Origin of the sequence: uncultured Aggregatibacter sp. (genome assembly GCF_938046485.1) — a bacterium.
Taxonomy (GTDB): domain Bacteria; phylum Pseudomonadota; class Gammaproteobacteria; order Enterobacterales; family Pasteurellaceae; genus Aggregatibacter.
In genome coordinates this window covers 1-15,319 of record NZ_CALIWN010000078.1, presented here as the reverse complement: position 1 = coordinate 15,319, position 15,319 = coordinate 1, and the positions used below count along the sequence as shown (strand labels likewise).

At 46.1% G+C, this 15,319-nt stretch carries 13 protein-coding genes; 4 read left to right on the top strand and 9 right to left on the bottom strand.

Annotation, left to right across the window (positions count from 1 at the left end):
• On the top strand, positions 1 to 3,863 hold a 3,863-nt coding region (locus Q0203_RS09450; RefSeq protein WP_297931880.1), incomplete at its 5' end, for a YadA-like family protein.
• Positions 3,864 to 4,464: 601 nt separating this feature from the next.
• Here the strand turns inward: Q0203_RS09450 and Q0203_RS09445 are convergent.
• The 5 genes from Q0203_RS09445 to Q0203_RS09425 all read right to left on the bottom strand — a co-directional run bounded on the left by Q0203_RS09445 (position 4,465) and on the right by Q0203_RS09425 (position 8,764).
• Positions 4,465 to 5,001, bottom strand: a complete 537-nt coding sequence (locus tag Q0203_RS09445; protein WP_297931878.1) for a transposase — start codon at positions 4,999 to 5,001, stop codon at positions 4,465 to 4,467.
• 697 nt (positions 5,002 to 5,698) lie between these two features.
• A complete protein-coding gene (gene purT, locus Q0203_RS09440) occupies positions 5,699 to 6,880 on the bottom strand; it encodes a formate-dependent phosphoribosylglycinamide formyltransferase (protein ID WP_295974408.1) in 1,182 nt (393 codons plus the stop codon).
• A 10-nt stretch (positions 6,881 to 6,890) separates the two neighbouring features.
• Positions 6,891 to 7,397 carry an S-ribosylhomocysteine lyase gene (luxS, locus tag Q0203_RS09435; protein ID WP_297931875.1) on the bottom strand — a complete coding sequence of 169 codons (507 nt, stop codon included), beginning with the start codon at positions 7,395 to 7,397 and terminating at the stop codon, positions 6,891 to 6,893.
• 213 nt (positions 7,398 to 7,610) lie between these two features.
• Positions 7,611 to 8,096: a VTT domain-containing protein gene (locus Q0203_RS09430; RefSeq protein ID WP_297931871.1), complete on the bottom strand. Its 486-nt coding sequence runs from the start codon at positions 8,094 to 8,096 to the stop codon at positions 7,611 to 7,613.
• Between the two features lie 62 nt (positions 8,097 to 8,158).
• Complete coding sequence (locus Q0203_RS09425; protein WP_290521040.1) at positions 8,159 to 8,764, bottom strand: beta-phosphoglucomutase family hydrolase; 606 nt, start codon at positions 8,762 to 8,764, stop codon at positions 8,159 to 8,161.
• A gap of 122 nt (positions 8,765 to 8,886) precedes the next feature.
• Here Q0203_RS09425 and Q0203_RS09420 point away from each other — a divergent pair, with 122 nt between their 5' ends.
• Positions 8,887 to 9,276, top strand: a complete 390-nt coding sequence (locus tag Q0203_RS09420; protein ID WP_297931867.1) for a PRD domain-containing protein — start codon at positions 8,887 to 8,889, stop codon at positions 9,274 to 9,276.
• Between the two features lie 96 nt (positions 9,277 to 9,372).
• Here the strand turns inward: Q0203_RS09420 and ilvD are convergent, their stop codons facing one another.
• From ilvD to ilvG, 3 genes are all read right to left on the bottom strand, one after another.
• The gene (ilvD, locus tag Q0203_RS09415) at positions 9,373 to 11,211 is read right to left on the bottom strand and encodes a dihydroxy-acid dehydratase (protein WP_297931864.1); all 1,839 of its coding nucleotides are present in this window, start codon (positions 11,209 to 11,211) and stop codon (positions 9,373 to 9,375) included.
• Between the two features lie 265 nt (positions 11,212 to 11,476).
• Positions 11,477 to 11,692 (bottom strand): acetolactate synthase 2 small subunit, encoded by a 216-nt coding sequence (gene ilvM, locus Q0203_RS09410; RefSeq protein ID WP_297931862.1) that lies wholly within the window; start codon positions 11,690 to 11,692, stop codon positions 11,477 to 11,479.
• A 4-nt stretch (positions 11,693 to 11,696) separates the two neighbouring features.
• On the bottom strand, positions 11,697 to 13,349 hold the full coding sequence (ilvG, locus tag Q0203_RS09405; protein WP_297931859.1) for an acetolactate synthase 2 catalytic subunit: 1,653 nt from the start codon (positions 13,347 to 13,349) through the stop codon (positions 11,697 to 11,699).
• Positions 13,350 to 13,502: 153 nt separating this feature from the next.
• Here ilvG and Q0203_RS09400 point away from each other — a divergent pair, with 153 nt between their 5' ends.
• Both Q0203_RS09400 and crcB read left to right on the top strand, forming a co-directional pair.
• The gene (locus tag Q0203_RS09400; protein ID WP_297931857.1) at positions 13,503 to 14,321 is read left to right on the top strand and encodes a Cof-type HAD-IIB family hydrolase; all 819 of its coding nucleotides are present in this window, start codon (positions 13,503 to 13,505) and stop codon (positions 14,319 to 14,321) included.
• A complete protein-coding gene (gene crcB, locus Q0203_RS09395) occupies positions 14,321 to 14,707 on the top strand; it encodes a fluoride efflux transporter CrcB (protein WP_297931855.1) in 387 nt (128 codons plus the stop codon). Before Q0203_RS09400 ends, crcB begins: the two co-directional genes overlap by 1 nt.
• Here crcB and Q0203_RS09390 read toward each other — a convergent pair.
• Positions 14,664 to 15,319: alpha/beta hydrolase (locus tag Q0203_RS09390; RefSeq protein WP_297931852.1), on the bottom strand; the 656-nt coding region annotated here is incomplete at its 5' end. The genes crcB and Q0203_RS09390 overlap by 44 nt on opposite strands.

The window sequence follows — 15,319 nt, the reverse complement described above, 5'->3', positions numbered from 1 at the left end:
CCAGCAACAAAGTCACTCTTCAAGCAGGTAAAAACTTGAAAGCGAAACAAACCAATGGCGCAAATGGCGCAGAAGTGGAATTCTCGCTTAAAGACAGCATTAGCTTGAAAGAAGTGAAAGTGGGTGAAGGCAGCGCGAACGAAGTTGTATTAAATAACAACGGCGTGAATGTTGCAGGCAATACTTACATCAACAAAGATGGCTTAAATGCGAACGATAAGAAAATCACTAACGTTGCACCTGGTGCAGTAACAGCAGCTAGCAAAGATGCGGTTAACGGTAGCCAGTTGTACAACGTAGCGAATAATGTGAAAGACTTAATCGGTCCGGATGCAGCTATCGATCCTGCGACAGGTAAAGTGACTGTAGCTGATCCTGCGAAAGGTATCGGTGAAACCGGTAAAGGTAACATTGGTGATGCGATCAAACACGTTAACGATGCAGCGAAAGCTGCAGCAGAAACTGCAGCGAAACACACCACTGTTGTTGAAGGCAAAAACGTGAAAGTAACGAAAGGCAAAAATGCCGCCGGCGGTGATGAATACACTGTGGCGACAAAAGATGACCTTGATGTCACTTCCGTCACTGCGGGTAATACCACAGTGAACACCAACGGTTTAACTATCACAGGCGGCCCAAGCGTAACACGTGGCGGTATTGATGCCGGTAATAGAGTTATCTCCGGTGTGAAAGCCGGTGATGTTTCTGCAACCAGCCAAGAAGCCGTGAACGGTTCACAACTTCATGCAACCAACACCAAATTGGATGGCGTGAAAGCGAAAGCCGACACCGCAGTACAAGATGTGAAATCCGGTGATGAAAATGCATTAACTGCAGTGAAAGATCCGAACACCAACATCGTAACCGTAACGCCTAAACTCAGCGGTGATTTAGTGGATGCCAATGGCAACATCACAGCACCAACAACACCGGCAGATAAAGGCAAGTTAGTGACTGCAGGCACCGTTGCTGAAGCACTTGCAAACACCCACTTCGTGGTCGATACAGCGAAGACTGATGGTGAATTAGATGCTGCTTCTGGCCACGATCAAAAAATCAAAGCCGGCAACAAAGTCACTCTTCAAGCAGGTAAAAACTTGAAAGCGAAACAAACCAACGGCGCAAATGGCGCTCAAGTGGAATTCTCGCTTAAAGACAGCATTAGCTTGAAAGAAGTCACTGCAGGCGAAGGTGCAAACCAAGTCGTGTTAAATGACAAAGGCGTGAATGTTGGTGGCAACACTTACATCAACAACGATGGCTTAAATGCAAATGGTAACAAAATTACCAACGTTGCTGACGGCGTTGATCCAAAAGATGCGGTGAACAAAGGTCAGTTAGACGCTGTGAAAGGCGTGGCTGACAGCGCAGTGAAATCTGTGGATGTTGCAAACGGTGAACAAAACTTGGTGGTTGACAACAGCGATCCGAAGAATCCGAAATTAAGCTTGAAGAAAGACTTAACCGTGGATTCTGTGAAAGCGGGTGACAGCACATTGAACAACGATGGCTTAACCATCGCAGGCGGTCCTTCTGTGAAGAAAGACGGCATTGATGCAGCTGATAAGAAAATCACTAACGTAGCAGCCGGCGATGTCGCAGAAAACAGCAAAGATGCTGTGAACGGCGGTCAGTTACATAATGTAGCGAAAGGCGTAGCTGACGTGTTAGGTGGTGATGCAGCAGTGGATGGCAATGGTAAAGTTACCATGACCAATATCGGCGAAACCGGTAAAGGTAACGTTAACGATGCGATCAAACACGTTAACGATTTAGCGAAAAATGCAGCAGACACTGCGAAGAAACACACCACTGTAGAACAAGGCGACAACATTGTTGTGGAAGAATCCCTCAATGCTGACGGCGGTAAACACTACAAAGTGTCCACTGCAAAAGACTTGAACGTGGATTCTGTGAAAGCAGGCGATACTACCGTGAATAACGATGGTGTAACCATCGCCGGTGGTCCTTCTGTAACGAAAGGTGGCATTAACGCAGGCGGTAATACCATCACTAACGTTGCTGACGGTGTGAATCCAAATGATGCAGTGAACAAAGGTCAGTTAGACGCTGTGAAAGGCGTGGCTGACAGCGCAGTGAAATCTGTGGATGTTGCAAACGGTGAACAAAACTTGGTGGTTGACAACAGCGATCCGAAGAATCCGAAATTAAGCTTGAAGAAAGACTTAACCGTGGATTCTGTGAAAGCGGGTGACAGCACATTGAACAACGATGGCTTAACCATCGCAGGCGGTCCTTCTGTGAAGAAAGACGGCATTGATGCAGCTGATAAGAAAATCACTAACGTAGCAGCCGGCGATGTCGCAGAAAACAGCAAAGATGCTGTGAACGGCGGTCAGTTACATAATGTAGCGAAAGGCGTAGCTGACGTGTTAGGTGGTGATGCAGCAGTGGATGGCAATGGTAAAGTTACCATGACCAATATCGGCGAAACCGGTAAAGGTAACGTTAACGATGCGATCAAACACGTTAACGATTTAGCGAAAAATGCAGCAGACACTGCGAAGAAACACACCACTGTAGAACAAGGCGACAACATTGTTGTGGAAGAATCCCTCAATGCTGACGGCGGTAAACACTACAAAGTGTCCACTGCAAAAGACTTGAACGTGGATTCTGTGAAAGCAGGCGATACTACCGTGAATAACGATGGTGTAACCATCGCCGGTGGTCCTTCTGTAACGAAAGGTGGCATTAACGCAGGCGGTAATACCATCACTAACGTTGCTGACGGTGTGAATCCAAATGATGCAGTGAACAAAGGTCAGTTAGACAAAGTGGATACCAAAGTCTCTAACGTGGCTCAAAACGTTGTTAATGTGTTAGGCGGCGACGCGACAGTGAATGGCAATGGCGACATTACCATGAGCAACATCGGTGAAACCGGTAAAGGCAACATTAACGATGCAATTAAATCGGTAAACGACCTTGCGAAGAAAGCCGCTGCTGAGAAAACCAGCGTGAAAGCTAAAGAAGGCCGTTCTAACGTGACTGTGACTGAAGGCATTAACGCAGCAGGCGGTCATGAATATACCGTTGATGTTGAACGTTCTGTGACTAACGCAGGCAGCGACTATGTCACCGTGACTAACAACCACGATGCCGACACCAACACAACCACTTACACTGTGGATGTGTCTGCTAAGACAAAAGCAAGTCTTGCAAAAGCTGACAGTGCGGTACAAGGTTTAACCTCTAAAGATGGTAACCTAAACTTCACTAAAGGCCCGAACGGTAACGTGGAAGTGCGCTTCAACGATAACCTTAACGTGAAGAACGTAACGACAGATCGTGTTCAAGTTGCAAACGGTCCGAGCATGAGCAAAGACGGCATCAATGCTGCGGGTAAAGCCATCAGCAACGTTGCTAACGGCAATGTCGCGGCTGACAGCAAAGATGCGGTCAACGGCGGTCAATTACATGAAACTGCGAAGAGCGTAGCTGATGTGATTGGCGGCGGCGCAACCGTGAAAGACGGCAAAGTGGTTGCAGGCCAAAACGGTATCGGTAACACCGGACAAAATACCGTTCATGGCGCGATTGCGGCAATTAACCAAAATACCGCAAACAACTTCAACCAAATCCGTGGCGATCTACGTAAAATGGATCGTGACTTACGCGGCGGTATCGCGGGCGCATTGGCAACAGCCGGTCTTCCGCAAGCCTTCCGTCCGGGTAAGAGCATGGTTGCAGCAGCAGCAAGTACCTATCGCGGTCAAAGCGGCTTAGCGATTGGTGTATCCCGTATTTCTGATAACGGTAAAGTTATCTTGAAAGTCACCGGTAACACCAACTCCCGCGGCGACTTCGGCGGTACAATCGGCGCCGGTTACCAATGGTAATCACTCCGCAGCTCACCTAATCGGTGAACTCGCTTAACAAAAAAGCACGACATGAAAATGCCGTGCTTTTTTTATTCGTAACGGTAATGCGTTATACGGTGCCCCGTAGCGTGCAACTTGTTGCACGAATGATTTAACCCCGATGCGTGATTTACGATTCCCCCGTAGCGTGCAACTTGTTGCACGAATGAATCACACACGGAACGAAATAAAGTGCGGTGATTTTTGCGTGTGTTTTTTCAAACAATGCATTATCAACCATCAAGAGCGTTATTCATTTCGAATGTAGCGTGCAACTTGTTGCACGAATGATTCAACCTCGGTAAGCGATTCACGATTCCCTCGTAGCGTGCATCTTGATGCACGACCGAACTACGCACGGAACGTTATTTACCCTTTCCGAATATTCACGATTTCGTGCAACAAGTTGCACGCTACGATCCACGATCAACCCACGCACGGAACGAAATAAAGTGCGGTGATTTTTGCGTGTGTTTTTTCAAACAACGCATTATCAACCATCAAGAGCGTTATTCATTTCGTGCAACAAGTTGCACGCTACGATTTCCGATTTCGTGCAACAAGTTGCACGCTACGGGGATTATTCTTGATATAAATTTTGTATTTTGACGCTGATATCGCCACCCCAATCGAGAGGATATATTTGGTCGGTTACATCACGGTGAAATGATGAATATGGCCAATCTTTAACAGCGGTGACGTAGCCATGCTTGACAGGGTTATAATAAATATAATCCCAATGGTTTGAGAGGTCTTGCTCGTTACGGATGAGATGTTCCCAAAAACGGCGTTGCCAAATACCAAGATCCCCTCGTCTTCGTTGGCTTTGATTTGGCATTCGGCAATGTGCGGGGATTTTTTGGCTAAATAGGGTTTTTAATAAACGAATTCGGGTGGCATAATGATGATCATTTTCAGGTAATTCCATGAGCCAATGAAGATGATCCGGTAATATACAGATGGCAATTGTTTTGAAAGGATAACGTTGTTGTGTTTCGATAAAAGCCGCTCGCAGTTCGTTAATATAGCGAGTTAGCCAATCTTTTGAACGATCTTGAAGCGCAAGCGTGAAAAAATAGGTACCACCCTCAGTGAGGTCTCGTCGATAAGTTGCCATAGGGGTTTCTTGTGCAGTTGTTCACATTCTATGCATCATTATACCAAATAAGCTTTTTGTATTCAGTAGCACGAATGAATCAATCCCAATGCGTAATTCACGATTCTCTCGTAGCGTGCATCTTGATGCACGAATGATTCAACCTCGGTAAGCGATTCACGATTCCCTTGTAGCGTGCATCTCGATGCACGAACGAATCACACACGGAACGAAATAAAGTGCGGTGATTTTTGCGTGTGTTTTTTCAAACAATGCATTATCAACCATCAAGAGCGTTATTCATTTCGAATGTAGCGTGCAACTTGTTGCACGAATGATTCAACCTCGGTAAGCGATTCACGATTCCCTCGTAGCGTGCATCTTGATGCACGACCGAACTACGCACGGAACGTTATTTACCCTTTCCGAATATTCACGATTTCGTGCAACAAGTTGCACGCTACGATCCACGATCAACCCACGCACGGAACGTTATTTAATGCTTTCGAATATTCGTAATTTCGTGCAACAAGTTGCACGCTACGATTTACGATTTCGTGCAACAAGTTGCACGCTACGATTTATGATTTCGTGCAACAAGTTGCACGCTACGATGTATTAATCGTCTCCCCAAAGCACATACGATAGATAAAAAAGTGCGGTGAAAAACAACGCATTTTTTCACCGCACTTTAATTGGAGTCAACGATAAGCTGAGCTTATAAAATCACGTCTAATTTATCATAAGCACGACGGGCTTTTTCTAAGGCTTTTTCAACGCTGATGTCACGCGCCAAAATCACCCCTAAACGGCGATGACCATTCACTTCACCTTTACCAAAAAGGCGTAAGTTGGTTTGCGGTTCGGCAAGTACCTGCTCTACGTTGGCAAATTGTACTTGGTTGGATTTGCCTTCCACCACAATGGCTTTGGAGGCGGATGGGCTGATGAAATCGATGCTTGGAATCGGCAAGCCTAAAATAGCGCGAGCGTGTAAGGCGAACTGTGATAACTCTTGTGAGATCATGGTCACCATACCGGTATCGTGTGGACGCGGGGAGACTTCGTTAAAAATCACGTCATCGCCACGCACGAACATTTCCACCCCAAAAATCCCACGACCGCCTAATGCACCGGTGATTTTCTCCGCAATGTCTTGCGCTTTTTTCAATGCGGTTTCTGACATGGCTTGAGGTTGCCAAGATTCACGGTAATCGCCATCCACTTGAATGTGCCCGATGGGGGCAAGGAATGAGGTGCCATTCACATGGCGCACCGTGAGCTGGGTAATTTCGTAATCAAATTGAATAAACCCTTCCACAATGACGCGTCCGGCACCTGCACGTCCGCCTTCTTGGGCGTAATCCCATGCCGATTGGATTTGATCGAGGGTGCGAATGACGCTTTGTCCATGACCGGAGGAGGACATGATCGGTTTGACCACACACGGAACACCGATTTTTTCGACCGCACTTTTGAAGTCGTCAAAGTTATCTACGAATTCATAAGGCGAGGTTGGCAAGCCCAATTCTTCCGAGGCTAAACGACGAATGCCTTCGCGGTTCATGGTCAGTTTCGTGGCTTTGGCGGTCGGGATAACGGTGAACCCTTCTTGTTCCAGTTCAAGTAAAGTATCGGTGGCGATAGCTTCCACTTCCGGCACGATAAAATCAGGACGTTCCTTTTCCACAACGGCGCGTAATGCCGCGCCATCCAACATGGAAATGGTGTAAGCACGGTGAGCCACTTGTTGTGCAGGCGCGTTTTCATAGCGATCTACCGCAATCACTTCTACACCTAAACGTTGTAATTCAATGACAACTTCTTTGCCCAATTCCCCTGCACCAAGCATCATTACTTTCAGTGCTTTTGGGGTTAATGGCGTGCCGATTGTGGTCATGGGGGGCTCCTTATTGTTTGAGTAAACTTTCGTCTAAGGTTAAATCTTCGTTTTTATTCACACCAATACCGCGCGCTAATACGTTTTGTGCGATTTGATGGGCTTCTGCCAAAGAATGTTCGGTGTATGTTCCGCATTGGTATTCATTCAGTTCAGGAATTTCATGTTGATTTTTCACATTGAGAATATCTTGCATGGAGGCTGCCCAAGCTTGTGCAACTTGGGTTTCATTTGGGGTACCGATTAAGGACATATAAAAACCGGTGCGGCAACCCATCGGGGAAATATCAATAATTTCGACCTCTTGGCTATTGAGATGATCACGCATGAAACCGGCAAATAAATGTTCCAATGTGTGAATGCCCTTCGGTGGCAAATTTTCTTTATTAGGAATGGTAAAACGCAAGTCAAAAACCGTGATGGTATCGCCTTTTGGCGTTTGCATTGTTTTGGCAATTCGCACTGCGGGTGCATTCATTCGGGTATGATCCACTTTGAAGCTATCAAGTAATGGCATAATCTCTCCTTAATTGGTGTCATTTGGGGCTAAAAAACAGCGTTTATAAAAAATTGATAAAAATTTTTAAATTTCTGCGAACTTTTTCCGTTATACTGCAGTCTTAGATAGCGAGCAACTTGCAGTTGTTTTAATAAAATTGGTTCCTTAGGTTATTCGCCTCTCCTTGTGAGAGGCATTTTTTTTTCGCCATTCTACAGGAAAATCCCAGCGTTACAGAATAGCGAGTCCAAAAAATAGCAAAAAAACATACCGCACTATTTTGCCCAGTGTCATAAAAATCAGACACGCTACCCAGTTTAATCTCAACCAGCCTGCCACCGCACAAAATAGATCACCGACAATCGGTAACCAGCTGAAAAATAACATCACACTGCCGTAACCTTGTGTTTTTGCTAATACCCACGAGAGTTTGGCATTTTGTGGTGGAGGATTAAACGTCGGAAGCCAACGTCCAAGTGCATAGGTAGTCAGGCTGCCCAGCGTGTTTCCGGCGATTGCTGTCCACAATAGGCTTTGAATATCCAAAGAAAAATAAGGGGAACCCGTCCATAAGCGCGGTGTGACGAGGGTGAGAAAAACAATTTCGGAATTGCCGGGAAGCACAGTGGCACTGAGGAAGGCGCTGGCAAACATAATCCACAATCGATGCTCGCCTAGCAATGCAAGCCATCCCTCCCCGCTAAAAAGATCAAACATGATGTAATAGGTCAAAAATCAGTGCATCAGTCATTTTTAGAATTGATGCGGAACGCGTTTCATCACGCCGGGCTACGTAATAATTTATTCACTCGCACATCAAACACATCCATGCCCGCATTTAATCCAGCCTGAATACCCAAATCGCCATCTTCAAACACTAAACAGCGCTGCGGTTTCACTTGAATCAATTCAGCACAACGTAAAAACGTATCCGGTGCCGGTTTGTGATGTTGAATATCTTCGGCAGTAACAATCGCGGAAAAATATTTTTCAAAATCAAACTTATCCAACAAAATTTGGGCGATGGGGCGATAAGAGCCTGTGCCAAGGGCAAGCGGTTTTTTATTATAAAAATGACGAACAACATCCGCTGCAGGAAGCAATGTAGCGTGTTTCATGATCAGCTGTTTGCCATATTCTCTTTTTAATTCGATCACATCATCTAATTTATCTAACGGCATGGCATGACGTTTCATCATTTCTAACGCAATGTCTTTCACCGGCGCGCCACCCATTTCATACAATAAATTGCCATCAAATGGATAACCAAAATGTTGTCCGACCATTTCCCACGCTTTCGCATGACTCGGCATCGTATCAATAACCGTGCCGTCCATATCAAAAATCAAACCGTCATATTCATTAATGAAATTATTCTGTAACATCTCGCTTTCCGAATTATTTTAAATAAGAAGAGTGCGCTATTTTCCTACAAATTTGTGATCAATGCACCGTTTAATTCATACGAATTTCGTTATACTGAAATCATTTTATTGAGAGTGAACAAATGGATCTTCAACAGCGACTTGGGGCGTTTCAAGCCCGAGAATTAATTGACGAACATATTGTACAAACGGTATTGAACGTACGTTGCCACTTGCAACAAGATTGGTTGGCAGACGTAGAAACCGAGCAGGTTAAAATGATGTTAGTGCATCTCGCCAGTGCCTTGGGTCGGATTCAACGTGGGCATTGTGTTTCACCGTTGTATGCCGATTTTTTAGCAGAAATCCAAAGTGCGGTGGTTTTTCCGCAAGTTTTACAGATTCATCAAAAAATATTGGCATACCTTCCGTTTGCCATTCCCGAAGAAGAACAAACCTATTTTCTCGCCAATGTGTATGCCTTAGTGCTGGATCAGCCACAGGTGCTGGCTTTTGTGGACAAAACTGCTTGAGAAAATGACCGCACTTTAGGCAATGCGGCTATCCGTTATGGCGTTATCATGTCCCTGTATTAATAAAGACAGGCATAAAGCCTGTCCCGACAATTTTTATTTTAATAAGCTTTTATCCCGCACCGCGCCTTTATCCGCCGATGTCGCGAAATGCCCGAAGACTTTCAATGCAAAGGATACTTCACGTTGGCGGTTTGCCGGTTGCCAGCCTTTGGCATCTTGCTCAGCACGGCGTGCGGCAAGTTCCTCATCACTGATAGCAAGATTAATCGCGCGGTTTGGAATATCGATGTTGATGGTATCACCATCGCGCACTAAGCCGATTGCACCGCCAGAAGCCGCTTCAGGTGAGGCATGGCCAATCGATAAGCCGGATGTGCCACCGGAGAAACGACCATCCGTTAACAATGCACATTTTTTGCCTAAGCCCATGGATTTTAAGTAGCTGGTTGGATACAACATTTCTTGCATACCCGGGCCGCCTTTTGGACCTTCGTAACGGATAATCACAACGTGACCTTCTTTGACTTTACCACCTAAAATACCGGCTACAGCGTCTTCTTGGCTTTCAAACACGATGGCACGACCGGTGAATTTCCAGATAGATTCATCCACGCCCGCGGTTTTGACGATACAACCGTCTTCGGCAATGTTCCCGAACAAGACGGCTAAGCCACCTTCTTGAGAAATCGCATTTTCTTTGTTGCGGATACAGCCGCTTACACGGTCATCATCTACGCTATCCCAACGACAATCTTGTGAGAAGGCTTGGGTGGTGCGAATGCCTGCCGGGCCGGCGCGGAAGAATTTGTGTAATGCTTCATCTTGGTTACGGATAATGTCGTATTGATTGAGCTGCTCGCCCATGGTTAAGCCCAACACGGTGTGAGTGTTTTTGTGAATTAACCCCGCACGATCTAATTCGCCCAATAAGCCCATAATGCCGCCTGCGCGGTGTACGTCTTCCATGTGGTATTTGTTGGTGTTCGGCGCAATTTTGCTCAAACAAGGCACAACACGGGATAAGCGGTCGATGTCTGCCATTTTGAAATCTACGCCCGCTTCTTGTGCCGCTGCGAGTAAGTGTAAAACGGTGTTACTGGAACCGCCCATGGCGATATCTAAGCTCATAGCGTTTTCAAAGGCATCAAAGGTGCCGATGGAACGAGGCAATACGCTTTCGTCGTCCTGTTCGTAATAACGTTTGCACAGTTCCACAATTTGGCGACCGGCTTTTAAGAATAATTCTTTACGGTCGGCGTGGGTGGCAAGCATGGAACCGTTGCCCGGTAAAGATAACCCTAAGGCTTCTGTTAAACAGTTCATGGAGTTGGCAGTGAACATCCCTGAGCAGGAGCCACAAGTCGGGCAGGCGCTGCGTTCAATGGCATCAATACGCTCATCACTGACATTAGGATCCGCCGCTTCAATCATTGCATCCACTAAGTCTAAACGAATCAGTTGATCCGATAACTTGGTTTTGCCGGCTTCCATAGGGCCGCCTGATACGAAGATGGTCGGAATGTTTAAACGCATTGCCGCCATTAACATTCCCGGGGTGATTTTGTCACAGTTGGAAATACATACCATGGCATCAGCGCAGTGGGCGTTCACCATATATTCCACGCTGTCTGCGATTAAGTCACGGCTTGGTAAGGAATACAGCATTCCGCCGTGTCCCATGGCAATACCGTCATCCACCGCAATGGTGTTGAATTCTTTCGCTACGCCGCCGGCTTTTTCAATTTCTGCTGCGACCAATTGTCCCATGTCTTTTAAATGCACATGCCCCGGGACGAATTGGGTGAAAGAGTTCACTACCGCAATAATGGGTTTTCCGAAGTCATTTTCTTTCATCCCTGTTGCACGCCATAAGGCACGTGCACCTGCCATATTACGACCTTGTGTGCTGGTCGCTGAACGTAGTTTTGGCATAAATAAGTTCTCCGAGTAAGTTTTCGTTAAGGTTTATATGAATTTCTTCGTTAATTAATATTGCTAAATCTCCCCTAACCCCTCTTTGCTAAAGAGGGGGATTTCTTTAGTAAATAGAGAATTGTTGTCTAACTCACCTTTTAGTGATGTTAAATAAAATCACTAATATCAAATCTTGTCTCGATCCAATCCCCTCTTTAGCAAAGAGGGGTAGGGGAGATTTGGCAGAAGATAAAACGGAGAAATTATTCAATAAAATATTGTCTTATTTCATCTCAATCACATCCGGCAACTTCTCCAACTGATTCACCAACAAATCCAAAGTGCGGTCGGATTTTACGGTGAATTTTAACCGCACTTTGCCGTCAATCAGCTGCATATCCATTTGAGTCACGGTGAAACCACGGTGGCGGATGACGCGGAGAATGCGTTCCAGCACTTCGGGACGGTGTTGGGCGGTGAGTTCGATTTGGTGTTCCATGTGATTACTCCATACTTTCCAACATATCTGCGTTGCACGCACCCGGCGGCACCAACGGCCACACGTTTTCGTCGGAATGGATGCAAATATGCAATAAATAAGCCTCTTGGCTGTTGAATAAGCGTTCTAGTGCGGCATCCACTTGATGAGCGGAATCAATGCGTTCCCCTTTAATGCCGAACGCCGAGGCGAGCACCACGAAATCCGGGTTGTCGTCTAGAATCGTGCTACTGTGACGGGCATTAAAGAAGAGGGATTGCCATTGGCGCACCATGCCGAGACGTTGGTTATCCAATAACACGATTTTAATTGGGGCTTTGCCACGACCAATGGAGCCGAGCTCTTGAATATTCATCATGATGGAACCATCACCGCTGACTAAAATGACTTCATCTTCCGGGCGGGCTTTTTTCGCACCGATGGCAGCAGGCAAGCCAAAACCCATGGTGCCGAAACCGGCGGAGGTAATAAAGTTTTCCGGGGCGTGATGTTGCACGTGTAGTGCCGACCACATTTGATGTTGTCCCACATCGGTGACGACGATAGTTTCCGGTGTTTTTTTGCGTGAAATGCTGTTGAGCAACCATAACGGGTTGATGAGTTGTTCGCCATTATGTTCACCGTAGCTGAACGCAAATTGTTGTTTATATTGTGCAACGGTTTGTTGCCAAGGGGCGATGTCAAGCGGCACGCTGAGGTTTTCTAGCGTGGCGATTAGATGGCCGCGTAATGCCACATCAGGGCGGCGTAATTTGCCTAATTCGGCGCCGTCGATATCCACATGAATCACTTTGGCGTGTGGCGCGAAGGTGTCGAGTTTGCCGGTCACGCGGTCATCAAAACGCGCGCCGAACACGAGCAATAAATCGGCTTCTTGGGTGGCATAGTTGGCGGCTTTGGTGCCGTGCATACCGATCATACCGAGATAATAAGGATCGTCAGGCGATACCGCGCCAAGCCCTTTTAATGTTACGATACTTGGCATTTGGGTCGTGTGTAAGAAATAACGCAATGCCGGCACGGCGCCTGCCATGCCCACACCGCCACCGATATACGCCATCGGGCGTTTGGCGTGTTTTAATAGCTCAAGCGCCTGCGTTAATTGTTTGTCGCAAAGTGCGGTGGTTTTTGGCAGCGAATTCACGATAGGTTTTGCCGTGGTTGGCGCAACTTGGACGTCTTTCGGTACATCGATCAATACTGGGCCCGGTCTGCCACTTTTGGCGATTTCAAAGGCTTTGGCGATAATTTCCGGTAATTCGTCAATATTCTGTACGATAAAGCTGTGTTTGGTGCAGGCAAGAGAAAGTCCTAACACATCTGCTTCCTGAAAGGCGTCAGTACCAATAAGTGGCGAAGCTACTTGACCTGTGATCGCTACAATCGGAATAGAATCCATTAAGGCATCGCCTAGTCCGGTGATGAGGTTAGTTGCGCCGGGGCCGGAAGTGGCAATACATACGCCAACTTTGCCTGAGGCACGCGCATAGCCAATAGCCGCCATGGCAGCACCTTGTTCGTTGCGGCAAAGTAAATGGTCTAAGCCGGAATCATAAATGGCATCATAGGTCGGCATGATGGCCCCACCGGGATAGCCGAAAATGGTATCCACGTGATGTGCTTTTAAGCACTCGATGATTAAATTTGCACCGTTCATATTTGTAGCTGTGTTCAATTGTTAGGGAAGCGATTTTTTCGTATGAAAGGTTTAATCTTTTATTACATTTCCTGAAAAAATTCAAGAAAACCGCCAATATTTTTATATAAAATTTGCTACCATTAGCCATTATGTCATTTAAGGTGAAAAATTATGCAAAAACGTCCCTATCGTGCCATCGTGTCGGACATGGATGGAACCTTACTGAACGAACATCATGTTATCGGTGATTTTACTGCGCAAACCTTGGAACATCTGTATGACAACAAAGTTGATATTATCCTTGCCACAGGGCGTAATTACTTTGATGTATCCAGTATTTTAAAGAAAACCAAGGTGAAAGAGGCGGTGTTAATTACGTCAAATGGTGCACAAGCGCATAACTTGCAAGGAGAGTTGTTGCTAAATAATTCCTTGCCGGAAGAAATTGCGTATCAAGTGATGAATTTGCCCTTTGACGACAACCGCGTCTGTGTCAATAGCTATCAGGCTGATGGCTGGTTTATCAACAAAGACATTCCCGAACTTTACAAGTATCACAAAGATTCCGGCTTTTTATACAATGTGGTGGATTTTAAGCAACATCACGGCAGAGACACGGAAAAAGTGTTTTTTATCGCCCGTACACCCGCAGATTTGGTGGAATTGGAACAGCGTATTCATCAGGACTTCGGCGATAAAATCAGCCTGACATATTCCACGCCGATTTGCTTGGAAGTGATGAATAAAAATGTGTCAAAAGCCACCGCACTTGCGCAGGTAATTGGGCAACGGGAATACGGCTTGCAAGATTGTATTGCCTTTGGTGATGGCATGAATGATGTTGAAATGCTGGTGGAAGTGGGCAAAGGATGCATGATGGGCAACGCCGATCCGCGTTTGATACAACGTTGCCCGCAGCTGGAAACCATCGGTTGCAACACGGAGGAGGCTGTCGCGGTTTACCTTCGTGCGATTTTCGGGATGGATTAATGCCGTTCTTATCTTCTTTACTCTGGATTAGCGGCGGTGCCGTGCTGGGCGCTTGCCTGCGTTGGAGTCTGGGCTTGTTGCTCAATCCGTGGTTTGCCGCATTTTCTTTTGGCACCTTGATTGCCAATTATTTAGGCAGTTTTATTATCGGTGCGCTATTTGCCTTATTTGGGTTCATTCCTCAACTTTCGGAAGCTTGGAAGTTGTTTTTGGTGACTGGCTTTCTTGGTAGCTTAACCACGTTTTCCTCATTTTCCATTGAAGTGGTCAACAATTTCCTAAACGGCAAACTCGGCATCGCCTTGGGATTAATTGCCGCCCACGTCATCGGCAGTTTATTGTTTACCCTATTTGGCTTATTGTTGGTTCGCTATGCGCTGAAGTAAAAAACGCATAAATATGTTGTAAGGTTGGCGTGCGAATCGCATCGGTTTCAAACAGAATTTCATGTTTTGCCCCGGCGATTTTTTTCAGACTGCCACACATAAAAAGTGCGGTGAGTTTTTCTAACGTTTTATTATTGACGATTTGTTCTTGTTCCGCCTCTAACACCAATACCGGTGTTTCGATGCGTGGCAATATTTTCGGCAAATGTTTAATGGCGATCAGACACAAATATGCCCAACGGAACGTCGGTCCACCCAAACGAATCGCTGGATTTGCCAAATTAATTTCATTCATTCTTTGCATTCGCTTACTATCATGGCTTAACAAATTTTCCTGCACATCCACCGGTTTATACGGCCCTTTGCCGAACACATAACGCTTTCCTTGTCCAAATAACATCATCAGACTCAACAGCATTTCATCACGCACAGGGTGTTTTAAAGGCATGCCAAAAAACGGCGCAGAGAACACGGCACGTTGAATGCGATGATCACAATTTGCCAAATAATAGGTCGCCACTAACGCACCGAGCGAATGCGCCAAAATATATTGATTAGGATAGGGATAAAGTGCGGTCAGATTTTCAATAATTTCTGCCATGTCCTCGACAT

What these genes read in the sequence shown, in the direction of transcription:
- Q0203_RS09445 (WP_297931878.1), bottom strand. Translation starts at nt 5,001, where the DNA reads ATGGCAACTTATCGACGAGACCTCACTGAGGGTGGTACCTATTTTTTC.
- purT (WP_295974408.1), bottom strand. Translation starts at nt 6,880, where the DNA reads ATGACCACAATCGGCACGCCATTAACCCCAAAAGCACTGAAAGTAATG.
- luxS (WP_297931875.1), bottom strand. Translation starts at nt 7,397, where the DNA reads ATGCCATTACTTGATAGCTTCAAAGTGGATCATACCCGAATGAATGCA.
- Q0203_RS09430 (WP_297931871.1), bottom strand. Translation starts at nt 8,096, where the DNA reads ATGTTTGATCTTTTTAGCGGGGAGGGATGGCTTGCATTGCTAGGCGAG.
- Q0203_RS09425 (WP_290521040.1), bottom strand. Translation starts at nt 8,764, where the DNA reads ATGTTACAGAATAATTTCATTAATGAATATGACGGTTTGATTTTTGAT.
- Q0203_RS09420 (WP_297931867.1), top strand. Translation starts at nt 8,887, where the DNA reads ATGGATCTTCAACAGCGACTTGGGGCGTTTCAAGCCCGAGAATTAATT.
- ilvD (WP_297931864.1), bottom strand. Translation starts at nt 11,211, where the DNA reads ATGCCAAAACTACGTTCAGCGACCAGCACACAAGGTCGTAATATGGCA.
- ilvM (WP_297931862.1), bottom strand. Translation starts at nt 11,692, where the DNA reads ATGGAACACCAAATCGAACTCACCGCCCAACACCGTCCCGAAGTGCTG.
- ilvG (WP_297931859.1), bottom strand. Translation starts at nt 13,349, where the DNA reads ATGAACGGTGCAAATTTAATCATCGAGTGCTTAAAAGCACATCACGTG.
- Q0203_RS09400 (WP_297931857.1), top strand. Translation starts at nt 13,503, where the DNA reads ATGCAAAAACGTCCCTATCGTGCCATCGTGTCGGACATGGATGGAACC.
- crcB (WP_297931855.1), top strand. Translation starts at nt 14,321, where the DNA reads ATGCCGTTCTTATCTTCTTTACTCTGGATTAGCGGCGGTGCCGTGCTG.